This is a genomic window from Rhodococcus sp. JS3073 (assembly GCF_026810085.1).
Classification (GTDB): domain Bacteria; phylum Actinomycetota; class Actinomycetes; order Mycobacteriales; family Mycobacteriaceae; genus Rhodococcus_F; species Rhodococcus_F wratislaviensis.
Genome location: NZ_CP113951.1, coordinates 7548696 through 7573456, shown reverse-complemented (window position 1 = coordinate 7573456; position 24761 = coordinate 7548696). Strand labels below are relative to the sequence as shown.

The window sequence follows — 24761 nt, the reverse complement described above, 5'->3', positions numbered from 1 at the left end:
TCACCCGGCGGCACACTCCTGCCGCGCGAGCCGTTCGCGTCCGGCGACTAGTCCGGCGAGCACTCCAGGTACTGGTCCGCCGAGATCGCCCGGAGCACCGTCCGGACCCCGGCGGGAACCCAGGAGTGGGTGCTGTCGGTGACGACTCTCGGGTCCGTCAGGTGCACCGTCCGGCGGCGCGTCACGATGGTGCATCCGCCCGCCGCCACCACGTTTCGCACCCAGTCGCTGTGCGCACCGTACGTCAGCGCGAACCGGTAGCGGCCGTCCACGACGAACACGTTGACGGGTGTGCGATACGCCTTGCCCGACCTGCGGCCCCGGTGCTCGACCATCGCGAACCCGGGCAGGAGCGTCGCGACGTGACGGCTCACCTGATTGGTGGCGACCCGGTTGAATCGGGCGACCGAACGCGGCAACGCCATGCACTCTCACCCCTTCGGCACCGGAACGAGCAACCGACCTCGACAGTACCGACGTCCGCCGGGGTGCTGGCAGGATCGACACATGGATTCCGCACCGAACACCCCACCCGGCACGGACGAAGTGGTGGCGGTGTTCGACAGTGCGGGACGACCGGTGGGGTCCGCCGAGCGTTCCCGCGTCTACGCCGAGGGGTTGTGGCATGCGAGTGCGGGCGTCCTCGTCCGATCCGGCGACGGGAAGCGCCTCTACGTGCACCGACGCGCGGACACGAAGACGGTGTTCGCCGGACATCACGACTGCCTGGCGGGCGGGGTGGTCGATCCCGGGGAAACCCCGGAGGAGGCCGCGAGCCGGGAGCTTGCGGAGGAACTGGGCATCACCGGAGTGGGCCTCACCCCCATCGCGACGGTGGCGTGGGACGGGCACTGGCAGGGTCTGCGGCTGCGCTGCCACCTGTACGCCTACGAGACGCACTGGGACGGGCCGATCGTCCACCAGGCCAGCGAGATCGCGTCGGGCTGGTGGTGGACGCCCCACGAACTGGTGACGCACCTGCACGACCCGCAGTGGCCGTTCGTACCGGACACCCGGGCGCTCCTCGAGGACTACCTCGTCACACGGGACCGCTGACACACAGCACACCTGCGCGGCGGGAACCGGGTTCGGGTTCCCGCCGCGCAGGTGGTGCCGGACGGCTTACAGGTACTGGCCCGTGTTGGATTCGGTGTCGATGGCGCGGCTCGCGCTCGCGTTCTTGCCGGTGACCAGTGTGCGGATGTACACGATCCGCTCACCCTTCTTGCCCGAGATCCGGGCCCAGTCGTCGGGATTGGTGGTGTTGGGCAGGTCCTCGTTCTCCGAGAACTCGTCGACGATGGAGTCGAACAGGTGCTGGACCCGCAGGCCCGGGGCACCGGTGTCGAGCACCGACTTGATCGCGTACTTCTTGGCGCGGTCGACGATGTTCTGGATCATCGCGCCCGAGTTGAAGTCCTTGAAGTACAGGACCTCCTTGTCGCCGTTGGCGTACGTGACCTCGAGGAAACGGTTCTCCTCGCTCTCGGCGTACATGCGGTCGACGACCCGTTCGATCATCACCCGGATGCAGGCAGTGCGGTCGCCGCCGAACTCCGCGATGTCGTCGCTGTGCACCGGCAGCGTCTCGACGAGGTACTTCGAGAAGATGTCCTGTGCCGACTCCGCGTCGGGGCGTTCGATCTTGATCTTCACGTCGAGGCGGCCGGGACGCAGGATCGCGGGGTCGATCATGTCCTCGCGGTTGGACGCGCCGATCACGATGACGTTCTCGAGTCCCTCGACACCGTCGATCTCACTGAGCAGCTGCGGCACGACGGTCGTCTCGACGTCGGAGGAGACGCCCGATCCGCGGGTACGGAAGATCGAATCCATCTCGTCGAAGAACACGATCACCGGGGTGCCCTCGGACGCCTTCTCCCGGGCCCGCTGGAAGATCAGCCGGATGTGCCGCTCGGTCTCGCCGACGAACTTGTTCAGCAGCTCGGGGCCCTTGATGTTGAGGAAGTAGGACTTGGCTTCCTTGCTGTCCTGCCCCCGGGCCTCCGCGATCTTCTTCGCGAGCGAGTTGGCGACCGCCTTGGCGATGAGCGTCTTCCCGCACCCGGGCGGACCGTAGAGGAGCACACCCTTCGGTGGCCGCAGCTCGTATTCGTGGAACAGGTCCTTGTGGAGGAACGGCAACTCGACGGCGTCGCGGATCTGCTCGATCTGCCGTCCGAGGCCGCCGATGTCGTCGTAGTGCACGTCGGGAACCTCTTCGAGGACCAGATCCTCGACCTCGGCCTTGGGGATCCGCTCGAACGCGTACCCGGCCTTGGTGTCGACGAGGAGGGAGTCGCCTGGCCGAAGCTTGCGGGTGGGCGATTCCGCGTCGTACGCGATCGACTCCCTCTCGCTGTCCGCGTACACGGTGGCGAGGGGTTCGGCCAGCCAGACGATCCGTTCCTCGTCGGCGTGCCCGACCACGAGGGCGCGCTGACCGTCGTCGAGGACCTCGCGCAGCGTGCTGATCTCACCCACACGCTCGAAGTTGCCGGCCTCCACGATCGTGAGTGCCTCGTTGAGGCGCACGGTCTGGCCGAGCTTGAGGATCTCGGCGTCGACGTTCGGGGAGCAGGTCAACCGCATCTTGCGACCGGAGGTGAACACGTCCACGGTCTGATCGTCGTGCACTCCGAGCAGCACGCCGTACCCGCTCGGCGGCTGGCCGAGGCGATCGACTTCTTCTCGAAGGGCGATGAGCTGCTGACGGGCCTCCTTGAGGGTGTCCATCAACTTGGTGTTCCGGATGGACAGCGAGTCCACTCGCGATTCCATCTCACGAAGCTGTTCCGGCGACTCCGCGAGCTGCCTGCGCAGTGCCGACGCCTCTGCGCGCAACGCCTCGAGCTCTCGTGCGGCCGCAACCGAATCGGGGTTCTCTGTCGAGCTCATGTGCGTCTCCTCCCAATGAGATCTATCAACGCTACCGGCACTGCCCGAATTCTGCGCCGTGACACGGATTCTGCCGATTGCGAATCGGCATACACGACACCCTGGGCCACCGAACCTCTCATGTTAGCCTTACCTACTTGTCAAGCACTTGCCTCTCTGTTCTGTGTAACGAAAGGGTTCGTCGTGATAATCCGCAAGCCCGTGAACGGCACATCCTTCATCGGTAGGTCCGCGGTTGCCGTCGGCGCGGTGGTTCTCGCGCTGGGGATGTCGGCCTGCTCGTCCGACGACGCTTCCGACGCCGCGGCGCCGACGTCCGCGGCAGCCGAGGCGGTTGCGGCCCCCACGTCGGAGGAACTGCTCGGCACACTCCAGCTGCTCGTGGATCCTGCCCGACCGGTCGACGAGAAGACCGCCGTGGTCGTCGACGGCGACGAACGCCGCCCGAATCTGGAGGCCATGACGGCGGCGATGGCCAACTACCCGGTGTCCTTCACGGTCACGGATGTGCAGGTAGAGGGCGATACCGCGACGGCGAACGTCGCGATCGTCAGCCCGCACGGCACAGCCGCTCCGACCGCGTGGACGTGGGAGAACGTCGACGGCACCTGGAAGGTGTCGGACGAGAGCACGTGCACCCTGCTGGGCATGGCACGCGCCGGCTGCAGCTAGTTTTCCGCCTTCGGCGGCGCCCTCTCCGGGCGCCGCCGAAGGCGTGTCTCAGCCCTTGCCCGAGCGGCGCTGCGGCTTGGGGGTGACGGTTCCCTCGGCGAGACGCCGGGCGCTCACCAGGAACGCGGTGTGGCCCTGCATCCGGTGTTCCGGGCGCACGGCGAGCCCGACGACGTGCCACCCGCGAACGATCGATTCCCAGGACCGCGGCTCGGTCCAGCACTCCTGCTCGCGCATCGCCTCGACCACCTTCGAGAGCTGCGTCACAGTGGCGACATAGACGATGAGCACACCGCCGGGAACCAGCGCCTTGGACACCGCGGGCAGCGCGTCCCAGGGGGCCAGCATGTCGAGGACCACCCGGTCGACCTGACCGCCCGCCGCGTCGGCGTCGAACTCGGCGACGTCGGCGATGGTCAGATCCCAGTTCTCGGGGCGTTCCCCGAAGAACGTCTCGACGTTCCGGACCGCGTGTTCGGCGTGGTCGTCGCGCACCTCGTACGAGATGACCCGGCCTTCCGGACCGACCGCCCGCAGCAGTGAGCACGTCAGCGCGCCCGACCCGGCACCGGCCTCGAGCACGCGGGCGCCCGGGAAGACGTCGCCCTCGTGGACGATCTGCGCGGCATCCTTCGGGTAGATGACCTGCGCCCCGCGGGGCATCGACAGGATGTAGTCGACGAGCAGCGGTCGCAGCGCGAGGTACGGGGTGCCGTTGGTCGACTTGACCACGCTGCCCTCGTCGGTGCCGATCAGGTCGTCGTGCAGGATGCCGCCGCGGTGGGTGTGGAACTCCTTGCCGGCCTCCAGGTTGACCGTGTAGTGCCGGCCTTTCGCGTCCGTCAACTGGACGCGATCGCCCACCCGAAACGGTCCGCTCGGTCGCGTTTCGCGTCCCACCATCGTCACCGACTCCTCAGCCTGTTCGTCCGGCGCCGTCCGACGCCCACACCGCGCCCCGACTCGACTGTCGGACCGGGGGCCTACCCTGCCAGGTGTGAGCATCTCAGAGTCGCCAGCCCCCGTCACAAAGGGTTCCCCGTCACAGCCCGGCGACACTTCGACCACCCGCAGGCGCCCCGCCCTGTCACCGTCCCGCGCCGGCGACTTCAAACAGTGCCCGCTCCTCTACCGTTTCCGCGCCGTCGACCGGCTTCCCGAGGCGCCGTCACGCGCGCAGGTGAAGGGCACGGTCGTGCACGCCGCACTGGAGACCCTGTTCGGGCTGCCCGCGGCCGAACGCGTCCCGCAGAAGGCGGCCGATCTGATTCTCCCGTCCTGGGAGCGCATTCTCGCCGAGGCCCCCGACCTGATCGACCTGGTCCCCGAGGAGGAGCGCGACACCTTCCTCGACGAGGCGCGTTCCCTCGTCACCGCCTATTACGAGCTGGAGGATCCCACCCGGTTCGAGGCCGAATCGTGCGAACAGCGCGTCGAGACCGAACTCGCCGACGGGGTGCTGCTGCGCGGATTCGTCGACCGCATCGACGTCGCCCCCACCGGTGAGGTGCGGGTGGTCGACTACAAGACCGGCCGAGCGCCCCGCGAGATGTCCGAGTCCAAGGCGCTGTTCCAGATGAAGTTCTACGCGCTGGTCCTGCTCCGCACCCGCGGCATCGTCCCCGCGCAGCTGCGGCTGCTATACCTCGCGTCGGGCACGGTCCTCACCTACGCACCCGACGAGGACGAACTGCTGCGGTTCGAGCGCACGCTGTCGGCGATCTGGAAGGCCATCCTGGCGGCTGGGGTCACCGGCGATTTCCGACCCAAGCCGAGCCGGCTCTGCGACTGGTGTGATCATAAGTCCCTGTGCCCCTCGTTCGGCGGAACGCCGCCTCCCTACCCGGGATGGCCGGAGGGGCCCGCCGAAGACGCACCGGGTTTCGAGGAGATTGTCGAATGAGTTCCGAGTCCTATTACGTACCACTCGGTTCGGAAGCACTGAGTGCGCCGGACGTGGACTCGGACCAGAAGATCACCGTCGAGCGGTTCGACAGCACGGATCTGACGATCAGCGTGTGGGCCGAGACGATGCAGCACGGCGCTCCCCCGTCCGCACTGCTCGTGCGAGCACTCGAGCGCTGCGCCCCACGCGACGACGTGCGTCTCACGCGGGTCGTGGTCGAGATCCTCGGTCCCATCCCCATCGCCGAGCTCGAGGTCCGGTCCTGGGTGCAGCGACCGGGACGCCGAGTGGAGCTCGTGGTCGCCGAATTGTGGACCGTCGGCGACCGGCCCCGTGCCGTGGCGCGGGGCTCGGCCTGGCGGATGGAGACCGTCGACACCAGCGACGCCGTCCACGTCGTCGACCCGCCACTCGAACCGCGGTCCACCGGCCGGGACGGCAAGTTCAGCGAAGCCTGGAATTCGGGCTACCTGACGACCCTCGACTGGCGGTGGATCGCCGAGATGGGATGCGAGGGCCCGGGCAAGCTGTGGGCGAAGCCGCGGCCCACACTGGTTCTCGGCGAGACCATGACGCCGCTCGAGCGACTGTTCTCCATCGCGGACATCGCCAACGGTGTGGGATCGAAACTCGACCCGGCGGACTGGACGTTCCTCAACACCGACCTCACCGTGCACATCTTCCGGGTCCCCGAGGGCGACTGGGTGGGGGTCAGCTCCGAAACCTCCATCGGACCCGACGGAGTGGGAATGTGTGCGGGTGTGCTCTACGACGAGACCGGCGCCGTCGGCCGGATCGCCCAGACCGTACAGGTCCGCGCCCGCCCCTGATCGGAGCGAGCGCGGACCGTGTTGCGGTGGAACGGGATCAGAGTGCGCGGCAGGACCGGATGTTGGACGCGAGGATGGCCTTGGCACCGAGGTCCGCGAGTTCGTCCATGACTCCGTTGTGGCCCTTGATCGGCACCATTGCCCGGACCGCGACCCAGTTCTCGTCGGCGAGCGGCGACAGCGTCGGCGACTCCAGGCCCGGGGTGATCTTCAACGCGTCGTCGAGGATCGTCTTGGGGCAGTCGTAGTCGAGCATCAGGTTCTGCTGCGCGAACACGATGCCGCGCACCCGCTCGACCAGCTGGTTGCGCGCGGAATCGTCGGCGGGCGAACCGGCGCGCTCGATGAGGACACCCTCGGAGTCGCACAGGGTGTCGCCGAACGCGATCAGGTTGTGCTGGCGCAGCGTGCGGCCGGAGCCGACGACGTCGGCGATGGCGTCGGCGACGCCGAGCTGGATCGAGATCTCCACGGCGCCGTCGAGGCGGATGACCGAGGCCTCGATCCCACGTGCGGACAGGTCGTCGCGCACCAGGTTGGGGTAGGACGTGGCGATCCGGAGCCCGGCGAGGTCCTCGACCGACCAGTCCTTGCCCGCGGGGGCGGCGTACCGGAATGTGGAGCGGCCGAAGCCGAGCGACAGCCGCTCGGAGACCGGAGCACCCGAGTCCCGGGCGAGGTCGCGGCCGGTGATGCCGAGATCGAGTTCACCGGATCCGACGTAGATCGCGATGTCCTTGGGGCGAAGGAAGAAGAATTCGACCTGGTTGGACGGGTCGAGGACGGTCAGGTCGCGGGAGTCGGTGCGACGGCGGTAGCCGGCCTCGCTGAGGATTTCGGCGGCGGACTCGGACAGCGAGCCCTTGTTGGGGACTGCGACGCGCAGCATGGCTGAGGGTTCCTTTCGGGAGCGGGTGGAGGAGTCTCGATCACCGATCACAGATGTCGGTAGACGTCCTCGAGCTTCAGGCCCTTACCCACCATCAGCACCTGCGTCCAGTACAGCAGCTGAGAGATCTCCTCGGCGAGCGCCTCGTCGCTCTCGTGCTCGGCGGCGATCCACACCTCACCCGCCTCTTCGAGGATCTTCTTTCCCTGCGAATGGACGCCGGCGTCCAAGGCGGCAACGGTGCCGGACCCCTCGGGGCGGGTAGCGGCACGCTCGGTCAGCTCGGCGAACAGGGATTCGAAGGTCTTCACGAGGACCCATTGTTTCACGCCGCCGCGGACCTCTCCGAACCGGTCACCACCCGAGTGTGCGGCGACTCTCGAACCGGCGGACCTCGCCCGAACGGGGATCGGTGAACTCGATGGCCCGCGCCAGCAACCGCAGCGGGGTCGAGAAGTCGCCGGGCTCGGATCGGCGGAAGTCCGGGTAATAGTTGTCGCCCTCGATCGGCAGCCCCAGCGACGACATGTGCAACCGCAGTTGATGTGTCCGGCCGGTCTTCGGTAGCAGCCGGTACCGCGCGCGGCCCTCCCGGGTCTCGATCAGGTCGACGACGGTCTCGCTGTTCGGTTCCCCCGGTTCCTCCGTCGCCGTCATGATTCCGTGTTCCTTGACGATGCGGCTGCGGATGGTCCGCGGAAAGGCAAGCGCGGGGTCGTGGTCGGCGACGGCCTCGTATTCCTTGGTGACCTGCTGGGAGACGAACAGTTCCTGATACGCCCGGCGGTCTTCCCGCCTGATCAGGAACACCAGGACACCGGCCGTCATCCGGTCGAGCCGATGTGCCGGCGTGAGGTCGGGCAGGTCGAGCGCCCTCCGCAGCCGCACCACCGCCGTCTCGGTGATGTGCGCGCCCCGCGGAATGGTCGCGAGGAAATGGGGCTTGTCGATCACCACGAGGTGGTCGTCGCGGTGGAGGATGTCGATCTCGAACGGAACCGGGATCTCGGGTGCGGGGTCGCGATAGAAGTACACGAAACGGGTCGGGGCATAACGGGTTCCGCGGTCCACCACCCGGCCGTGTTCGTCGACGACTTCCCCGCCGTCGATCAGCGACAGCCAGTGCGCCCGCTCGTCCGGGTACGTCTCGACCAGGAACTCGGCGACCGTCTTCGCGCCGTGGCCTGCCGGCATCCGGATGCGATCGGGACCGAGACCGTCGCGGACCGGCAGCGGCGCCCCGGCCATGTCAGCCCACCCGATTCTCGGTGCACTCGGCGCACACGAGCGCGAGTTCGCGGCCCCGGTCGTCCGGCAGATTCTCGTACCGGGACGTCGGGCCGCCACACCGGGTGCAACGTCCCAGCGTCTTGGCCTGATCGCTGAACTCGATGTTCATCCGCTTGTCGAAGACGTACAGCGACCCCTCCCACAGGCCCGTGTCGCCGAACTCCTCGCCGTAGCGGACGATGCCGCCGTCCAGTTGGTAGACCTCGCCGAAACCACGCGAGCGCATCAGCGACGACAGGACCTCGCACCGCACTCCCCCGGTGCAGTAGGTGACGACGGCCTTGTCCTTCAGATGGTCGTACTTGCCGCTGTCGAGTTCGTGCACGAACTCGCGCGTGGTCGCCACGTCGGGCACGACGGCGTCCCGGAATCGGCCGATCTCCGCCTCGAAACCGTTGCGCCCGTCGAAGAAGACGACATCGTCACCGCGACCCTCGACCAGTCGGTGCAGCTCTTCGGGCGCGAGGTGGGTGCCGCCGCCGACGACGCCGTCCGCGTCCACCTTCAGCTCGCCCGGCGCACCGAACGTCACGATCTCCGACCGCACCTTGACGCTCAGCCGCGGGAAGTCGTCACCGAGCCCGTCGGACCACTTGATGTCGGCGTCCTTGAACGGGGCGTAGCTGCGCGTCCCCTTCACGTACCGCTTGACGTCGTGGATGTCACCGCCGACCGTCGCGTTGATGCCGTGCTCGGAGACGAGGATCCGTCCGGTCAGGTTGTTCGCCTCGGCGAGTGTGTACTGCCACAGCCGTATCGCCTCCGGGTCGGCGAGCGGAGTGAACACGTAGAACAGCACGATTTTCGGGACAGCCACGGGAAACCAGACTACCTAGAGACGGACGCCACTCCGCTGCGCCCACACCTCGACCAGGTCGGAACCGGTGAGACCCTCGAGACTGTCCCGGAACACCCGCCCCGGGCCGTCGGCCACCGCGATCTCGCACGGGACGATCAGGACGACGCACCCCGCGGCCTGCGCGGACGCCGCACCGGTGGGCGAGTCCTCGATGGCGAGGCACTGCGACGGATCCAGTCCCAGCAGTTCCGCGCCCCGCAGGTACGGGTCCGGATGCGGTTTGCCCGCCGGCACCTCGTCGCCGCACACCGAGTGGTCGAAGTGGTGCCTGCCGAGCGTCTCGAGCGCCCGCTCGGTGAGCCGGCGCTCGGTGTTGGTCACCAGCGCGGACCTCAGGCCGTGCGCCCGGACGGTCCGCAGTGCGTCGTGGGCGCCCGGTCGCCACGGGATCCCGTCGCCGAACAATTCCTCGACGCGGGTGAACATCCATTCCTTGGCCTCGGCGAGCGCCGCCGGATCCCGGTCGAGCCCGAGGGCGTCGAAGATGACGCCGAGGGCGTTGGCGCTGGACGCGCCGATCGTCTTCAGCCGCGTCTCCTCGGTCATCGGCCCGCCGAGGTGCAGCGACAGCTCGCGGACCGCGACGTCCCACATCTTCTCGGAATCGAGCAGCGTTCCGTCCATGTCCCACAGAACACCTGCGAGACCGTCGACTGCCTCAGACATTGAAGTACTTCGCTTCGGGGTGGTGCAGCACGAACGCATCCGTGGACTGCTCGGGATGCAACTGCAGTTCCTCCGACAATTTCACACCGATCCGTTCGGGTTCGAGCAGGGCGACCATCTTCGCGCGGTCCTCCAGGTTGGGGCAGGCGCCGTACCCGAAGGAGTACCGGGCACCTCGGTAGGCGAGGTCGAAGAACCCGGACACCTCGGACGGGTCCTGCTCGGCCACGTTGTGACCGCCGGGCAGCACGAGTTCCTCGCGGACCCGTTGATGCCAGTACTCGGCCAGCGATTCCGTCAGCTGCACGCCGATACCGTGCACCTCGAGGTAGTCGCGGTACGCGTTGGCGGCGAACAACTCGTTCGCGAAGTCCGCGATGGGCTGCCCCATCGTGACGAGCTGCATCGGGAACACGTCGACCTGACCGGTCTCCTTCGCCTCGGTGCGGGACCGGACGAAGTCGGCGACACACAGGAAACGGTCGCGGTGCTGGCGCGGGAACGTGAACCGGAAGCGCTCCTCCGCGTCGGGTGTCGGGTCGGTGAGCACGACCACGTCGTCGCCCTCCGACACCGCGGGGAAGTAGCCGTACACGACGGCGGCGTGCGCGAGGATTCCCTCGGTGCTCAGCCGGTCGAGCCAGTACCGCAGGCGGGGGCGACCCTCCGTCTCCACCAGTTCCTCGTACGTGGGACCGTCGCCGGAACGCTGCCCGCGCAGACCCCACTGCCCGAGGAACAGGGCACGCTCGTCCAGCAGTCCCGAGTAGTCCGACAGCGAGACACCCTTGACGATCCGGTTGCCCCAGAACGGCGGGCTCGGCACCACGATGTCGGTGGCCACGTCGGATCGCTCCGGCACCTCGATCGGGGTCTCGGCGGCCTTGCGCTTCTCCGCGATCCGCTTGGACCGCTCGTGCCGTGCCTTCCGTTCGGCCGCCTTCTCGCGGGCCGCGATCGCTTCCGGGCTGTCCGGGTCGGGTCCGCCGCCACGCTTGACGGCCATGATCTCGTCCATCCGGTGCAGGCCCTCGAACGCGTCGCGCGCGTAGCTGACGTCGCCCTCGTACACCTCGGCCAGATCGTTCTCCACATACGACCGGGTCAGTGCGGCACCGCCGAGGAGGACGGGGAACTTCTCCGCGACACCCTTGGCGTTGAGTTCCTGCAGGTTGTCCTTCATCACCACGGTCGACTTCACGAGCAGCCCGGACATGCCGATGACGTCGGCCTTCTGCTCGATCGCCGCGTCGAGGATCGTCGCGATCGGCTGCTTGATGCCCAGGTTCACCACGTCGTACCCGTTGTTGCTCAGGATGATGTCGACGAGGTTCTTGCCGATGTCGTGGACGTCGCCCTTCACGGTGGCGATGACGATGCGGCCCTTGCCGTCCTCGTCGGTGGCCTCCATGTGCGGTTCGAGGTATGCCACGGCCGCCTTCATCACCTCGGCGGACTGCAGCACGAACGGCAACTGCATCTGCCCGGACCCGAAGAGTTCGCCGACGGTCTTCATGCCGGACAGCAGCGTCTCGTTGATGATCGCGAGCGGCGGCTTCTCCTCCATCGCCGAGGTGAGGTCGTCGTCGAGGCCGTTGCGTTCACCGTCGACGATGCGGCGTTCCAGCCGCTCGAACAGCGGAAGCGCCGCCAGTTCCTGGGCGCGGGATTCGCGCGCCGACGCCGCGGAGACGCCCTCGAACAGTTCCATCAGCTTCTGCAGCGGGTCGTAACCCTCGCGGCGGCGGTCGTAGACCAGGTCGAGGGCCGTTTCCCTCTGTTCGTCGGGGATCCGCGCCATCGGCAAGATCTTCGACGCGTGCACGATGGCCGTATCCAGGCCGGCCTCGGTGCACTCGTGCAGGAACACCGAGTTCAGGACCTGCCGGGCCGCCGGGTTGAGACCGAACGAGATGTTGGACACGCCGAGGGTGAAGTGCACCCGCGGATGCAGCTTCTTCAGCTCGCGGATCGCCTCGATCGTCTCGATGCCGTCGCGGCGGACCTCTTCCTGACCGGTGGAGATCGGGAACGTCAGCGCGTCGATGATGATGTCGGACTCGTCGAGACCCCAGTTCACGGTGATGTCTTCGAGCAGACGCTCGGCGATGCGGACCTTGTGCTCCGCCGTACGCGCCTGGCCCTCCTCGTCGATGGTCAGCGCGACGACGGCGGCGCCGTGCTCCGTGACGAGCCGCATGATCTTCTGGAACCGGGAGTCCGGTCCGTCGCCGTCCTCGTAGTTGACGGAGTTCACGGCGCACCGGCCGCCGAGGTGCTCGAGGCCGGCCTGCAGGACCGCGGGCTCGGTGGAGTCGAGCATGATCGGCAGCGTCGACGACGTCGCGAACCGGCTTGCGAGGGCGGCCATGTCGACGGCACCGTCGCGTCCGACGTAGTCGACGTTGAGGTCGAGCATGTGGGCGCCGTCGCGGGTCTGGTCCTTCGCGATGTCGAGGCACTTCTGGTAGTCCTCGGCGATCATCGCCTCACGAAATGCCTTGGAGCCGTTGGTGTTCGTGCGTTCACCGATCATCAGGATGCTGGCGTCCTGCTGGAACGGCACCGCGGTGTACAGCGAGGACGTCCCCGACTCGTGCACCGGGTTCCGCTCGGCCTTCTCGACCAGGCGAACCGCTTCGGCCACCTGCCGGATGTGCTCCGGCGTGGTGCCGCAGCAGCCGCCGACCAGACCGAGACCGAACTCGGTGACGAAACCGCTGAGCGCCTCGGCGAGCTCCTCCGCGGTGAGCGGGTACTCGGCGCCGTTCGGGCCGAGCTGCGGCAATCCGGCGTTGGGCATCACCGACACCGGAAGGGAGCTGTACTTGGACAGGTGGCGGAGATGTTCGCTCATCTCGGCGGGACCGGTCGCGCAGTTGAGTCCGATCATGTCGATACCGAGCGGCTCGAGCGCGGTCAGCGCGGCGCCGATCTCGCTGCCGAGGAGCATCGTGCCGGTGGTCTCGACCGTCACGTGAGTGATGATCGGCAGCCGCGACCCCAGCGTCTCCATCGCCCGCTGACTGCCGAGGATGGCCGCCTTCACCTGCAGCAGGTCCTGGCAGGTCTCGACGAGGATCGCGTCCGCTCCCCCGTCGATCATGCCCATCGCCGCCTCCGCGTAGGCGTCGCGGAGGACCGCGAACGGCGCGTGGCCCAGCGTCGGCAACTTGGTTCCGGGCCCCATCGAGCCGAGGACGAAGCGGCCCATGCCGTCGCGTCCGGGCCCCATCTCGTCGGCCACGTCACGCGCCAGCCGGGTGCCCTTCTCGGCCAGTTCCCGGATGCGGTCCGAAATGTCGTAATCGGCGAGGTTGGGTAGGTTGCACCCGAACGTGTTGGTCTCGACGGCGTCCGCCCCGGCCTCGAAGTACGCGCGGTGGATGTCTTTCAGCACGTCAGGGCGGGTGTCGTTGAGGATTTCGTTGCAGCCTTCGAGCCCGAGGAAGTCGTCGAGCGTGAGGTCCGCGGCCTGCAACATGGTGCCCATGGCTCCGTCGCCGATGACAACGCGCTGGTTCAACGCATCGAGCAGGGCAGAGTGAAATGGCGCAGACATGCCGTCCAGACTAGTGGGCGCGCGAACCAATGCTGGCCGTAGGCTGGGTGGGTGAGTTCCAGTGAGTTCCCCGTCACGCCTGCGGGCCGCGCCGACGACACCCCCGACACCGCGGATGCCGGTGCGACGGACAGTGGCGTGCCCGTACTTCGTGACCCTGTCCTCGTCGCCGCCTTCGAGGGCTGGAACGACGCCGGCGACGCCGCGAGCGGAGCCGTCGAGCACCTCGAGTTGACCTGGGACGCCCAGCCGCTCGCCGAGCTGGACTCCGAGGAATACTACGACTACCAGGTCAATCGACCCACGGTCCGGCAGGTCGACGGTGTCACCCGGGAGATCGTGTGGCCCGCCACCCGCCTGTCGGTGTGCTCGCCTCCCGGCAGCGACCGCGACGTGGTTCTGCTGCGCGGGATCGAACCGAACATGCGCTGGCGGAGCTTCTGCGAGGACCTCCTCGAACTGGTCGATCAGCTGCAGATCAACACCGTGGTGATCCTCGGCGCGCTGCTCGCGGACACCCCGCACACGCGGCCGGTCCCGGTGACGGGCAGCGCATACAGCAGCGAGGCCGCCGAGCGGTTCAAGCTCGAACAGACCCGCTACGAGGGGCCGACCGGAATCACCGGGGTGCTGCAGGACGCGTGTGTCCGGGCCGGTGTTCCCGCCGTGTCGTTCTGGGCGGCCGTGCCCCACTACGTGTCCCAGCCGCCGAATCCCAAGGCCACGGTGGCGCTGCTGCAACGCGTCGAGGATGTCCTGGACATCGAGGTGCCCCTCGGGGAACTCCCGTCCCAGGCCGACGATTGGCAGGAAGCCGTCACCGAGATGACCGCGGACGACGAGGAGATCGGCGAGTACGTCCGCTCACTCGAGGAGCGCGGCGACGCCGAGACCGACATTTCCGACGCCATCTCGAAGATCGACGGTGACGCGCTCGCGGCCGAGTTCGAGCGGTACCTCCGCAGGCGTGGGCCCGGCAGCTTCGGGCTGTGACGAAGAACTCATCCGAGTCGCTTCGTTCCTCGCTCCAGCGCACGGCGCTCTACGCCGGCGGTTTCCTCGGTCCGTTCGGCGGCGGGGTCGTCGCCTCGATCCTTCCCGAGATCGGTGACGACCTCGGCGTGAGTGCGTCTGCCGCGGCCGGTTCGCTGACGGCGTATCTGCTGCCGTTCGCGTTGCTGATGCTGGTGTCGGGCACGCTGGGCGCCCGGTGGGGGCAGATGCGGACCGTGCGGATCGCGTACGGCGTCTACCTGCTGTCGTCGCTCGCCTGTTTCGCGGCGCCGACGCTGCCGCTCTTCCTCGGCGCCCGCGTGCTCCAGGGGTGTTCGAACTCGTTCACGACGCCGCTGCTGCTGGCGGCGCTCGCCGCCTCGACGCCGAAGAAGCATCTCGGCCGGGCCCTGGGGATCTTCGGTGCCTTCCAGGCCGCGGGACAGTCGAGCGCGCCGCTCGTCGGCGGTCTCGCGGCGGAGGTCGACTGGAGGCTCGCGTTCCTCGTCATCGCCCTCGTGGCCGCGGTGCTGGGGCTGGTCGGCGTTCCCGACAGCCCTCCCGCCGAACCGGGGGCGCCGCGCCCGCGACTGCGCGACGCCCTCACCCCGTCGGTGCTGAGGATCGGGGTGGTCGCACTCCTCGGCTGGGGCGCGCTCGGTGGGCTGAGCTTCCTGGTCGCGTTCCGCGCCGAGGACGTCTTCGGGCTCAGCCCGACCCAGCGCGGGCTGCTGCTCACCGGGTTCGGCGTGGCCGGCATCCTCACCGCACGCCTCGTCGGCGGTGTCATCGACAAGATCGGGGCGCGGTCTGCGGTCCTGATCGGTGCGCTCGGCGGGGCGATTCTCGTTGCAGCCGCCGGGACCGTGTCCCTCCTCGCGGTCGTGGCCGTGGCGTGGTTCGCGGCCGGAATCGCCGGTCAGTTCATCCTGGTCGGTGTCAACGCCGCCGTGCTCGGTTCGCCGGGCCCGAACCGGGGTGGCGCGGTGTCCGTCGTGCAGGCGCTGCGATTCATGGGCAACGCGCTCGCCCCGATCACCCTCACCCCGGTGTATTCGGTGTCGCCCGCGGCCGGTTTCCTGCTGCCCGCACTGCTCCTCGCCGTGCTGGCCCCGCTGCTCATGCCCCGCGACCGCGCACCTGCCTGACATGACTTCCGGGAGGGCTGTGAGGTGTTCCTGATTCCCACGTAACGTGCGCGCAGCCGTTACGACACTCCCGGGGCGGAGCCTCGACGCATGGCCAACACTCCGAGTTCGAGCAAGCTGCTGGTCGTCGGCAACGGTATGGCCGGCGCACGCACCGTCGAGGAGATCCTGAACCGTGGCGGCGGCGAGCGTTTCGAGATCACCATGATCGGCGACGAGCCCTACGGCAACTACAACCGGATCATGCTCTCGCACGTGCTGTCCGGGGAGGCGGCCGTCGACGACGAGGACCTGATCCTCAACCCCATGGGCTGGTACACCGCGAACGGCGTCAAACTCCACGCCGGCGATCGCACGGTCGCACTCGACCGGTTCGCGAAGACGGTCACGTGTGAGAGCGGCCGCGTCGTCGACTACGACGTGCTCATCATCGCCACGGGAAGCAACACGTTCTTCCCCAACATGGACGGGTTGCGGGAGCACGACGGGCGCCTGGCCCGCGGGGTGTTCGGATTCCGGAACATCGCCGACACCAACGGCATGCTGCAGATGGCGCAGGCCCGCGACGACGTGTCCGCGGTGGTGATCGGCGGCGGCCTGCTCGGCTTGGAGGCCGCGTACGGGCTGCGCACACAGGGTCTCACCGTCAACGTCGTGCACTCCCCCGGGCACCTGATGAACCAGCAGCTCGACGAACGCGGCGGCAGCGTCCTGCGCGCCGAGATCGAGAAGCTCGGCGTCGGCGTCCACACCTCGATGCGGACCACCGCCGTGCTGCGCGACGAGGCGGGCCTCGTGACCGGGGTGTCGTTCGTCGACGGCTCGACCCTGGACGCCGACATGGTCGTCGTCACCGCCGGAATCCGGCCCAACACCGAACTCGCGCGTGCCGCCGGGCTGGTGGTCGAACGCGGCGTCGTGGTGGACGACCAGATGCGCTGCGAGGACGAGGGTTCCGTATACGCCGTCGGCGAGTGCGCACAGCACCGCGGGGAGACCTACGGCCTCGTCGCCCCGGTGTGGGAACAGTCGGTCATCCTCGCCGACGTCCTTACCGGCTCGAATCCCGAAGCGGCGTACGTCGGTTCACGCACCACCACCCAACTGAAGGTCGCCGGTGTCGACGTGGCCGCGATGGGCGTCAAGGGACCCGAGACGGCGGACGACGAATTCGTCCAGTACTACGAACCGCGCAGCGGCACGTACAAGAGCCTCGTCGTCCGCGACGGAAAGCTGATCGGCGCCACCCTGATGGGCGACATCAGCAAGGCGGGTTTCCTCACTCAGGCGTTCGACGGCAAGGTGCCGCTGCCCGAGGAGCGGATCAGCATGCTCTTCGACGTCGGAGCCCCGAGCGCCGCAACGAGTGTCGCCGACCTCCCCGACGACTTGCAGGTGTGCAACTGCAACGGCGTGAGCAAGGGCGATCTGGTCGCGTGCGTCCATTCCGGCGCCAAGACACTCACCGACGTCTGCGCCCAGACCCGGGCAGGCAAGGGCTGCGGGTCGTGCAAGGGACTCGTCGCCGACATCGTGGCCTGCGCCGCAGGTGGCGAACTCGAGGCCGACCCCTCCGCCGACTGGTATGTGCCCTGCATCCCGATGGCGAAGCCCGAACTCATCGCGACCATCCGGGAACGCGACCTCCGGGCCGTGTCCCAGGTGTTCGCCGAACTCGCGACGGACGCGAAGGAGGACGCGTCCGCGAAGATGCCCCTGGCCTCGCTGCTTCGCACGATCTGGGGTCCAGACTGGGTGGACGAGCGCGGCGCGCTGTTCATCAACGACCGCGTACACGCCAACATCCAGCGCGACGGCACGTTCTCGGTGGTTCCGCAGATGAAGGGCGGCGTCACGACGCCGGAGCAACTCCGCAAGATCGCCGACGTGGCGGACAAGTACGGCGTGCCGCTCGTGAAGGTCACCGGCGGGCAGCGCATCGACCTGCTCGGCATCAAGAAGGAGGACCTCCCCAAGGTGTGGGGGGACCTCGACATGCCGTCCGGGTTCGCCTACGGCAAGAGCATGCGCACGGTGAAGACGTGCGTCGGAACCGATTTCTGCCGCTATGGTCTCGGCGATTCGACGAGCCTCGGCATCGCGCTCGAGGAACGGTTCCAGGGCCTGGAGACGCCCGCGAAGCTGAAACTCGCGGTCGCCGGGTGCCCACGCAACTGCTCGGAGGCCCTGTGCAAGGACTTCGGTGTGGTCGCGGTCAGCGACGGCCGATGGGAAATCTACGTCGGCGGCGCCGCCGGAGCGCACATCCGGAAGGGTGATCTGCTGGCAACGGTCGAATCACCGGACGCCGTGGTGGAACTCGGCGGACGGTTCATCCAGTACTACCGCGAGAACGCGAAATGGCTCGAACGCACGTACGACTTCGTCCCGCGGGTGGGACTCGAACATCTTCGGGCGCTGCTGGTCCGAGACGAGGAGGACATCGTGACGGGGTTGGACGAGCGGATCCAGACGGCGGTGGACGGTTACCGGGATCCGTGGAAGGAGCGCAGCGCACCGAAATCGCCTGCACAGTTCGCTCCGTCGCTCCCGCTGCTGCCGCTCCCTCAGGTGCCGGTCCGATGACCGCCCTGATCGAGGGCCCCTCCGAGGTCGCTGTGGGTCCGGTCAGCGACCTGACACCGGGCGAGGGCCGGACATATGTCGTGCAGAACCGTCAGGTGGCCGTATTCCTGTTGTCGGACGGCACCGTTCGGGCGATGGACGCGGTGTGCCCGCACAAGGGCGGTCCGCTCGCCGACGGTCAGATCGACGCCACCGGCGTGATGTGCCCGCTCCACCAGTACTCGTTCGCCTTCGACACGGGCGCCTGCGCATCCGAGGGTGTGAGCTCGGTCCGCACCTACACCGCATCGGTTCGCGAAGGGTCGGTCGTCGTGCGCGTCTGAGTGGCCACTCACCAGCGCTCTGACCCGATACGGCGTGCCTTTCGGGAAAGTCTAGGCACCGCTGTCATCATGAGCTCAATGCTGCAGCTGAAGGGGCGCGTCGCATGGACAGATCGCTGGTCGAGTGAATACCGTCGCGAGCCCGGAACGACGGCGCCGATCCGGTAGCCGTCCACAGATCGGCGGCCGGTCGGCCGACACCGTGTTCCGCGCCGACATCGAGGGTTTACGGGCCGTCGCGGTGCTGGCCGTGGTCCTCTTCCACGCGGGCGTCCCCGGAATCGGCGGTGGGTTCGCCGGCGTCGACATCTTCTTCGTCGTCTCGGGGTTTCTCATCACCGGGCTGCTGTGGCGGAGCGTCGCGACCACCGGCCGTGTCCGGCTGGCCGAGTTCTACGGCGCGCGGGCCCGCCGGCTGCTGCCCGCCGGGTGCATCGTGCTGGTGGCCACTGCCATCGGCGCGGCCCTGCTCCTGCCCCCTCTGCAGGCCCGCGCGGTCCTCGGTGACGGGATCGCCAGTGCGCTCTACGTCGGCAACTACCGGTTCGCCCTGCACGGCACCGACTATCTGGCCGCCGACACGCCCCCGTCACCGTTCCAGCACTACTGGTCGCTCGGTGTGGAAGAGCAGTTCTACCTGCTGTGGCCTGCGCTGATCATCGGGGTCGCGTGGCTCGTCCGGCGCAGGGCACGGCGCCTCGACGCGGACAACCCACCGTCGACGACGCCGTACCTGATCGTTCTCGCCGTGGTCGCGGCAGTGTCGTTCGCGGTCTCGCTCGACTGGACCCGGACGCTGCCGCCGTGGGCGTTCTTCTCGTTGCCCACCCGCGCCTGGGAACTGGCCGCGGGTGGGTTGGTCGCCCTGTCCGTTCGGCATTGGCAGCGGCTGCCGTCGGTGGTCGCCGCCGCGGCGGGATGGGCGGGTTTCGGACTGATCGTCGTCGCTTGCTTTCGACTCGGTGAGACGACGCCCTACCCCGGCACCGCCGCGCTGGTTCCGGTCGTCGGCACGGTGCTGGTGATCGGAGCGGGATGTGCCGCACCCCGGCTGGGGGTCGGGCGGAGCCTGTCGCTGCCGCCGATGCGGGCGGTCGGGCGGGTGTCCTATTCCTGGTACCTGTGGCACTGGCCGGTGCTGCTGCTCGCGCCGATCGTGCTCGGCCGCTCGCTGGACCTGACCGATCGTCTGGCGATGGTCATGGTGTCCGCGGGTCTGGCCGGACTGACACTGGTCCTGGTCGAGAATCCCGTCCGCTTCGCTGCTCCGTTGCGCCGCTCGGCCTCGCGCAGCCTCGTGCTCGGCGGCGCCGTCACCGCCATCGCAGTGTGTGCGGCACTGGTGCTGCTGATCGCGCGGCCGGTTCCGGTCGGACACGGAGCCGCGGCCACAGCCCTCACCGTCTCTGCACCGGCCGAATCGGCGCCTCCCACAGTCGATCCGCGTGACGCGGCGGTGCACGACATGACCGCGCAGGTACAGGCGGCTGTCGGGGAATCGGCAGGGCTGCAGGCGGTCCCGTCGAATCTGTCTCCACCGCTCGCCGACGCGCCTGCCGACAAGCCGGAGGTGTTCGTCAACGGCTGCGTGCGGTCGTGGCTCGAGGTGGGGCAGGACGAGTGCGCGTCGGGGGACGTCGCGTCTCCGACGACGGTGGCGCTGGTCGGCGATTCGCATGCCGCGATGTGGGCCCCGGCTTTCGAATCGGCCGCCGAGCAGAATCATTGGCGGCTCGAGACGATGGGCAAGGTCACCTGTCCGCTTCTCGACCTCCCCCTCACCAGCCCCTACCTCGGCCGGGAATACACCGAATGCGAGGAATGGCGCGGCGAGGTCGTCGACAGACTGCGGGCCGAGCGGCCCCGGTTGGTCGTGCTGAGCATGTCCCGGCGGTACGGCGCCGATTTCGGTTTCACCGTGTACGGCCAGGCCTGGCTCGACAGCCTGACCAGGCTGGTCACGGAACTCCGGGCCACGGGCTCGGCCGTCCTCGTCCTCGGGCCGATCCCGGATCCGCAGTCGACCGTGCCCACCTGCCTCTCCGCCCACCTGGACGACGCGACTGCCTGCTCGCCGCCGCGACCGGTCGCGGTGAACGACGCCGGCGTCGCGGCCGAGGCGGCGGCCACCGCGGCAGGCGGCGGGCGGTACGCCGACCTCACCTCCCTGTTCTGCACCACCGAGCGCTGCCCCGTCATCGTCGGCAACGACCTCGTGTACCGCGACGACAACCACCTGACCCTCGAACACGCCCAGGCACTCTCACCTGTCGTCGCCGCGCTGGCCGACCACGCACTCGCACCGGGCTGAGCGGCTAAATTCGGTGCGGGTGTCACATTCCGCTCGTGGCCGGTGTCTCATGCCGAGAGCACACCACCGGAGGAGGAATCATGGCCGGCAATACCCGGATCCCGAAGGCCGAGCTGACCGGCATCTACGGCGCGATCGTCAAGCGGATGTCCCGCAAGATGCTCGGCGACGTGGCCGAGCCCGTCGAGGTCGCGTGGCACAACCGAAAGGTGCTGAACTTCAGCTTCAGCGTCGGCCGCCGGGCTCAGAAGTGGGATCAGTGTGACCAGAACCTGAAGTCGTTCGCGCACATGGCGGTCGCGAGCCTGGTCGGCTGTAGTTTCTGCCTGGACTTCGGCTATTTCCAGGCCCACAACGAGGGACTCGATCTGACCAAGGCACGCGAGGTACCCCGCTGGCGCCAGTCGGACGTGTTCACACCGTTGGAGCGGGACGTGCTCGAGTACGCCGAAGCGATGACCCAGACCCCGCCGACGGTCACCGACGAACTGTCGGCCCGGCTGCTCGAGCCGCTCGGCCCGGCCGCGCTGGTGGAACTGACCGCGTTCATCGCGCTGGCAAATCTCGTGACCCGCACCAACACCGCGTTCGGCATCGAATCACAGGGCTTCGCGACGGCGTGTGGCCTGAAGCCGCTCGCCGCACCCTCGACGACATGAGCGACGTGGAACTGTCAGCCGACGTCGTACGACAGGACGAATTCGTAACCGCTGTCGCCGGGTCCCGCGATGGACAGGTCCGCGCCGCCACGTAGGTCGATCAAACCGCCGGTGCCCATACCCGGTACCACCTCGATCCGGGCTGACACCGAACCCTGGTCCTGGCTGCCGATGTGCTGGAATACGCACGTCCCGTCGTGCCCGCCGATCGAGCCCTCGAAACGCTCGAAACCGAGCACCGGCGCGGCATCGGCCTTGTATGCGATCAGGTAGACCACGGTGCTCGTTCCCTCGATGTCCCCGGAGTACGAGTACGCGACGGTCGCTCGGTTGGCACCGCGAGTGGGGTAGTAGGCGTCGCCGGTGGTCGTACCCTCGCCGTCGATGTCGACGATCACCGATTCCGACCACGAGGCGATGGAGAACTTGCCTCGTGCAATGTGTGAGTAGCTCATGACACGTGACTCTAGGTACGAGGCAGCGTGGCGTTCTTGAACATTCGCGACACTAGGATGAGCGAATGTCGACTGTGCCAGGACATCCCGAGGCGATCGTCCGCCCGACGGCCGCCGCACCGGGGTTCGAGGTCGAACGGGTCGCTCCCCGAGAGGCTTTGGCCGAGTTCGTCGACTACCACTGGCTGGTGAGGTGGTCGGTGCCGAAGCCCCATCGACAGCAGGTGGTGCCCCAGCCCCGCGTTCATGTCGCTGCCGAGGACGGACAGTTGCTCGTGCACGGGATCTCCCGGTCGCCGTTCTACCGAACGCTGACCGGGAACGGCCACGTGCTGGGAGCCGCCTTCCACGCCGGAGGGTTCCGGCCTCTGCTGAAGGGCAGCGTCGGCGCGATCTCGGGAACCATCCAGCCCGGACGGCACCTGCTCGCCGGTGACGATCGCCCGGTCGCGGAGCGGATCCTCGCAGGCACGGACAGCGCGGAAATGATCGACGCCTTCGAGCGATACCTTCTCCGCACCGATCCCGTTCCGGATCCCACGGGACGGGAGATCACAGACCTGGTGGGCGACGCCCAGAGCAACCGCGACATCGTCCGGGCAGACCAGCTCGCCGCACATGCCGGCTGCAGTCTGCGCACCCTGCAACGGCTGTTCACCGAGTACGTCGGTATCGGCCCGAAGTGGGTGATCCAGCGATTTCGTATCCTCGACGCCGCCGGCGCCGCGCACTCGGGCGAGAGGATCGACTGGTCGGCGCTCGCCTACGAACTGGGGTTCAGCGACCAGGCTCACCTGACCCGTGTCTTCACTCACGTGGTCGGGACACCACCGGCCACCTATCAGCGCACGCACGGCCTGTTGTAGCGCGGCCGGGTTCGGTTCACTTGGCGAAACCGAGCCCCCGCTCCGCGAGTTCCTCTTCGAGGATTCGGATCGCCTTCGGTCCGACGCCGTGGATCTTCAACAGTTCCTTGGCGGTGACCGTCGTCAGATGATCGAAGCGCGTATAGCCGTGGGATGCGAGCTCACGCCGGGAGACCTTCCCCATGCTCGCCGGAAACTCCGTCGGGTCTGCGGTGTCGGAAGAGGACATGTCCGCCCTTTCTACTCGTTGTGGTCGGCGTGCAGGTGGGCACGCTCCCCGTCGTGATCGAAGATCGTGAGGATCTCCACGGGACCGTCGTGGGCGCCGATGGAGTGCGGGACCATGGTCGAGAACTCCGCTGCGGCACCGGCTTCGATCAGGATGGTTCGCTCACCGAGCTGCAGGCGGGCCGTCCCCGAGAGCACCGTGAACCACTCGTGGCCGGGGTGCACACTCACGTGCTCCGGGCCCGCGGGCCGATCGGGGGTGATGCGCATCTTCGCCACGGTCGCGCCGTGGAGTGCGCGTTCGCGAGACAGGAGCCAGATCGTCAGGCCTCGCGTGTGCTCGGGCTGCGGCCGGATCACCACATCCTCGTCCTCGACGGACTCGACGAGTTGATCGATCGTGGTGCCGAGGGCGCGTGCAATCGGGACCAGTTGGTCGAGGGCAATCCGGCGGTGACCCGTTTCGATGCGGCTCAGGGTGGACGGACTGAGGAAGCAGCGCGCAGCGAGCACGTCCAGGGACCAGCCGCGGGCCAGCCGAAGGCCGCGGATCCGTTGACGGATCACACTGTCCAACCCGACTTCTTGCTTCATACGCAAGAGTGTATGCGCATAGCGCAGGTCATGGCTAGCCTGGAGCCATGACACAGCATTCCCATCACCACGCCCATCACCACGGCGGGCACACCCGGGACCACGAGGCAGCGCTGGCGGATCTACTGGACCTGGACGCAGAGGTCTTCGGCGCCTACCTGGACCCGGTGGCCGAGTGGGCCGGGCAGCGGACCCGCACGACCCCGCGCCGGGTCGTCGACGTCGGCGCGGGCACGGGAGTCGGAAGCCTGGCCCTGACTCGACGGTTTCCCTCGGCCGAGGTGATCGCGATCGACAGGTCGGAAATGATGCTCGAACGCATCCGTACGGCCGCACACGTGCAAGGCGTCGCCGACCGGTTGAGCGTCCTGCACGCCGATCTGGATGCCGGCTGGCCCGCAGTCGAGGCGGCGGACGTCGTGTGGGCAGCCTCCTCGTTGCACGAGGTCGCCGACCCGGACCGAGTACTCCGCGACATGTACGGCGCGCTGAACACCGACGGCGTGCTGGTGGTCGTCGAAATGGACGCGCTGCCGCGTCTCCTGCCGGACGACCTCGGTCTGGGCCGCCCGGGCCTGGAGTCGCGCTGCCACGAGGCCTTGGCGCGGTTGGACTGGAACTCCCACCCGAACTGGCGGACGCACGTGGAACGGGCCGGTTTCGTGGACGTCGAGGAGCGCAGTGTCTCCAGCGAGGCAACCCCGGCCCCGCCGAGCACCGGACGCTACGCACAGACTTTCCTGCGCCGCATTCGCTCCGCGCTCGACGGGCAACTGGCCACCGACGACCGCGACACGCTCGATCGCCTTCTCGCGGTGGACAACCCCGACAGCGTCCTGCACCGCGGGGACCTGACGGTGCGGGGCAGCCGGACCGTCTGGACGGCCCGGCGTCCCTGAACCTGCCGTGACGGAGTGGAACTTCCCCACGCCGTCACGGCGTTCGGGGACCGGTTCACGTGGCGGTGGTGAGTGGCGATGGGATCGGGCTACTCGATGGCGCTGGGAGCCGACCACGATTATTCGG

At 68.2% G+C, this 24761-nt stretch carries 24 protein-coding genes; 12 read left to right on the top strand and 12 right to left on the bottom strand.

The genetic code is table 11. The features are described from left to right. Positions 1-47: 47 nt before the first annotated feature. Entirely contained in the window at positions 48-425 is a 378-nt protein-coding gene (locus tag OYT95_RS34615) for a nitroreductase family deazaflavin-dependent oxidoreductase (RefSeq protein WP_268790165.1), read from the bottom strand. Between the two features lie 82 nt (positions 426-507). Between OYT95_RS34615 and OYT95_RS34610 the strand changes: the two genes are divergently transcribed. Beyond that, positions 508-1056 (top strand): NUDIX domain-containing protein, encoded by a 549-nt coding sequence (locus tag OYT95_RS34610; protein WP_037229520.1) that lies wholly within the window; start codon positions 508-510, stop codon positions 1054-1056. 66 nt (positions 1057-1122) lie between these two features. On the opposite strand, the gene arc is transcribed toward OYT95_RS34610, so the two are convergent. Beyond that, on the bottom strand, positions 1123-2898 hold the full coding sequence (gene arc, locus OYT95_RS34605; protein ID WP_037229518.1) for a proteasome ATPase: 1776 nt from the start codon (positions 2896-2898) through the stop codon (positions 1123-1125). Between the two features lie 183 nt (positions 2899-3081). Between arc and OYT95_RS34600 the strand changes: the two genes are divergently transcribed. Continuing rightward, positions 3082-3570 carry a hypothetical protein gene (locus OYT95_RS34600; protein WP_268790164.1) on the top strand — a complete coding sequence of 163 codons (489 nt, stop codon included), beginning with the start codon at positions 3082-3084 and terminating at the stop codon, positions 3568-3570. A gap of 48 nt (positions 3571-3618) precedes the next feature. Here the strand turns inward: OYT95_RS34600 and OYT95_RS34595 are convergent, their stop codons facing one another. Next, complete coding sequence (locus tag OYT95_RS34595) at positions 3619-4473, bottom strand: tRNA (adenine-N1)-methyltransferase (protein WP_009473523.1); 855 nt, start codon at positions 4471-4473, stop codon at positions 3619-3621. A gap of 94 nt (positions 4474-4567) precedes the next feature. On the opposite strand from OYT95_RS34595, the gene OYT95_RS34590 reads away from it, so the two are divergent. Both OYT95_RS34590 and OYT95_RS34585 read left to right on the top strand, forming a co-directional pair. Next, positions 4568-5473, top strand: a complete 906-nt coding sequence (locus tag OYT95_RS34590) for a RecB family exonuclease (RefSeq protein ID WP_112298600.1) — start codon at positions 4568-4570, stop codon at positions 5471-5473. Then, positions 5470-6306 (top strand): thioesterase family protein, encoded by an 837-nt coding sequence (locus OYT95_RS34585; protein ID WP_037229512.1) that lies wholly within the window; start codon positions 5470-5472, stop codon positions 6304-6306. Before OYT95_RS34590 ends, OYT95_RS34585 begins: the two co-directional genes overlap by 4 nt. 37 nt (positions 6307-6343) lie before the next feature. Here the strand turns inward: OYT95_RS34585 and hisG are convergent, their stop codons facing one another. Genes hisG through metH form a run of 6 tightly spaced genes read right to left on the bottom strand, consistent with a single transcriptional unit; the run spans position 6344 to position 13572 of the window. Further along, entirely contained in the window at positions 6344-7195 is an 852-nt protein-coding gene (hisG, locus tag OYT95_RS34580; RefSeq protein WP_037229511.1) for an ATP phosphoribosyltransferase, read from the bottom strand. 47 nt (positions 7196-7242) lie between these two features. After that, positions 7243-7524, bottom strand: a complete 282-nt coding sequence (locus OYT95_RS34575; protein ID WP_009473527.1) for a phosphoribosyl-ATP diphosphatase — start codon at positions 7522-7524, stop codon at positions 7243-7245. A 25-nt stretch (positions 7525-7549) separates the two neighbouring features. After that, positions 7550-8443, bottom strand: coding sequence for a pseudouridine synthase (locus OYT95_RS34570; protein ID WP_268790163.1), 894 nt, complete (start codon positions 8441-8443; stop codon positions 7550-7552). A 1-nt stretch (position 8444) separates the two neighbouring features. Continuing rightward, positions 8445-9302: an oxygen-dependent tRNA uridine(34) hydroxylase TrhO gene (gene trhO / locus OYT95_RS34565; RefSeq protein ID WP_037229497.1), complete on the bottom strand. Its 858-nt coding sequence runs from the start codon at positions 9300-9302 to the stop codon at positions 8445-8447. A gap of 15 nt (positions 9303-9317) precedes the next feature. After that, complete coding sequence (locus OYT95_RS34560; RefSeq protein WP_268790162.1) at positions 9318-10010, bottom strand: HAD family hydrolase; 693 nt, start codon at positions 10008-10010, stop codon at positions 9318-9320. Then, positions 10003-13572, bottom strand: coding sequence for a methionine synthase (gene metH, locus OYT95_RS34555; protein ID WP_268790161.1), 3570 nt, complete (start codon positions 13570-13572; stop codon positions 10003-10005). Before metH ends, OYT95_RS34560 begins: the two co-directional genes overlap by 8 nt. Before the next feature lie 51 nt (positions 13573-13623). Here metH and OYT95_RS34550 point away from each other — a divergent pair, with 51 nt between their 5' ends. From OYT95_RS34550 to OYT95_RS34525, 6 genes are all read left to right on the top strand, one after another. Beyond that, on the top strand, positions 13624-14565 hold the full coding sequence (locus OYT95_RS34550) for a PAC2 family protein (protein ID WP_112298604.1): 942 nt from the start codon (positions 13624-13626) through the stop codon (positions 14563-14565). Then, complete coding sequence (locus OYT95_RS34545) at positions 14562-15713, top strand: MFS transporter (RefSeq protein WP_037229491.1); 1152 nt, start codon at positions 14562-14564, stop codon at positions 15711-15713. Before OYT95_RS34550 ends, OYT95_RS34545 begins: the two co-directional genes overlap by 4 nt. A gap of 90 nt (positions 15714-15803) precedes the next feature. After that, positions 15804-18299, top strand: a complete 2496-nt coding sequence (gene nirB / locus OYT95_RS34540; RefSeq protein ID WP_268790160.1) for a nitrite reductase large subunit NirB — start codon at positions 15804-15806, stop codon at positions 18297-18299. Beyond that, positions 18296-18622, top strand: a complete 327-nt coding sequence (locus OYT95_RS34535) for a Rieske (2Fe-2S) protein (RefSeq protein WP_112298606.1) — start codon at positions 18296-18298, stop codon at positions 18620-18622. Before nirB ends, OYT95_RS34535 begins: the two co-directional genes overlap by 4 nt. 124 nt (positions 18623-18746) lie before the next feature. Continuing rightward, complete coding sequence (locus OYT95_RS34530) at positions 18747-20933, top strand: acyltransferase family protein (RefSeq protein ID WP_112298607.1); 2187 nt, start codon at positions 18747-18749, stop codon at positions 20931-20933. Between the two features lie 80 nt (positions 20934-21013). Continuing rightward, the gene (locus tag OYT95_RS34525) at positions 21014-21592 is read left to right on the top strand and encodes a carboxymuconolactone decarboxylase family protein (RefSeq protein ID WP_112298608.1); all 579 of its coding nucleotides are present in this window, start codon (positions 21014-21016) and stop codon (positions 21590-21592) included. A 14-nt stretch (positions 21593-21606) separates the two neighbouring features. On the opposite strand, the gene OYT95_RS34520 is transcribed toward OYT95_RS34525, so the two are convergent. Beyond that, positions 21607-22047 (bottom strand): DUF3224 domain-containing protein, encoded by a 441-nt coding sequence (locus OYT95_RS34520; protein WP_268790159.1) that lies wholly within the window; start codon positions 22045-22047, stop codon positions 21607-21609. A 65-nt stretch (positions 22048-22112) separates the two neighbouring features. On the opposite strand from OYT95_RS34520, the gene OYT95_RS34515 reads away from it, so the two are divergent. Further along, positions 22113-22913: a helix-turn-helix domain-containing protein gene (locus tag OYT95_RS34515; protein WP_037229474.1), complete on the top strand. Its 801-nt coding sequence runs from the start codon at positions 22113-22115 to the stop codon at positions 22911-22913. Between the two features lie 16 nt (positions 22914-22929). Here the strand turns inward: OYT95_RS34515 and OYT95_RS34510 are convergent, their stop codons facing one another. Further along, positions 22930-23142, bottom strand: a complete 213-nt coding sequence (locus OYT95_RS34510) for a hypothetical protein (RefSeq protein WP_112298610.1) — start codon at positions 23140-23142, stop codon at positions 22930-22932. 11 nt (positions 23143-23153) lie between these two features. Further along, entirely contained in the window at positions 23154-23735 is a 582-nt protein-coding gene (locus OYT95_RS34505; protein WP_112298611.1) for a helix-turn-helix domain-containing protein, read from the bottom strand. A 47-nt stretch (positions 23736-23782) separates the two neighbouring features. Here OYT95_RS34505 and OYT95_RS34500 point away from each other — a divergent pair, with 47 nt between their 5' ends. Next, positions 23783-24634 carry a class I SAM-dependent methyltransferase gene (locus OYT95_RS34500; protein WP_112298612.1) on the top strand — a complete coding sequence of 284 codons (852 nt, stop codon included), beginning with the start codon at positions 23783-23785 and terminating at the stop codon, positions 24632-24634. The last annotated feature ends 127 nt before the right edge of the window (positions 24635-24761 follow it).

Bases quoted from the DNA above. Each gene is read 5' to 3' on its own strand.
- OYT95_RS34615 (WP_268790165.1), bottom strand. From the start codon at position 425: ATGGCGTTGCCGCGTTCGGTCGCCCGATTCAACCGGGTCGCCACCAAT.
- OYT95_RS34610 (WP_037229520.1), top strand. From the start codon at position 508: ATGGATTCCGCACCGAACACCCCACCCGGCACGGACGAAGTGGTGGCG.
- arc (WP_037229518.1), bottom strand. From the start codon at position 2,898: ATGAGCTCGACAGAGAACCCCGATTCGGTTGCGGCCGCACGAGAGCTC.
- OYT95_RS34595 (WP_009473523.1), bottom strand. From the start codon at position 4,473: ATGGTGGGACGCGAAACGCGACCGAGCGGACCGTTTCGGGTGGGCGAT.
- OYT95_RS34585 (WP_037229512.1), top strand. From the start codon at position 5,470: ATGAGTTCCGAGTCCTATTACGTACCACTCGGTTCGGAAGCACTGAGT.
- hisG (WP_037229511.1), bottom strand. From the start codon at position 7,195: ATGCTGCGCGTCGCAGTCCCCAACAAGGGCTCGCTGTCCGAGTCCGCC.
- OYT95_RS34570 (WP_268790163.1), bottom strand. From the start codon at position 8,443: ATGGCCGGGGCGCCGCTGCCGGTCCGCGACGGTCTCGGTCCCGATCGC.
- OYT95_RS34560 (WP_268790162.1), bottom strand. From the start codon at position 10,010: ATGTCTGAGGCAGTCGACGGTCTCGCAGGTGTTCTGTGGGACATGGAC.
- metH (WP_268790161.1), bottom strand. From the start codon at position 13,572: ATGTCTGCGCCATTTCACTCTGCCCTGCTCGATGCGTTGAACCAGCGC.
- nirB (WP_268790160.1), top strand. From the start codon at position 15,804: ATGGCCAACACTCCGAGTTCGAGCAAGCTGCTGGTCGTCGGCAACGGT.
- OYT95_RS34535 (WP_112298606.1), top strand. From the start codon at position 18,296: ATGACCGCCCTGATCGAGGGCCCCTCCGAGGTCGCTGTGGGTCCGGTC.
- OYT95_RS34525 (WP_112298608.1), top strand. From the start codon at position 21,014: ATGGCCGGCAATACCCGGATCCCGAAGGCCGAGCTGACCGGCATCTAC.
- OYT95_RS34520 (WP_268790159.1), bottom strand. From the start codon at position 22,047: ATGAGCTACTCACACATTGCACGAGGCAAGTTCTCCATCGCCTCGTGG.
- OYT95_RS34515 (WP_037229474.1), top strand. From the start codon at position 22,113: ATGTCGACTGTGCCAGGACATCCCGAGGCGATCGTCCGCCCGACGGCC.
- OYT95_RS34510 (WP_112298610.1), bottom strand. From the start codon at position 23,142: ATGTCCTCTTCCGACACCGCAGACCCGACGGAGTTTCCGGCGAGCATG.
- OYT95_RS34505 (WP_112298611.1), bottom strand. From the start codon at position 23,735: ATGAAGCAAGAAGTCGGGTTGGACAGTGTGATCCGTCAACGGATCCGC.
- OYT95_RS34500 (WP_112298612.1), top strand. From the start codon at position 23,783: ATGACACAGCATTCCCATCACCACGCCCATCACCACGGCGGGCACACC.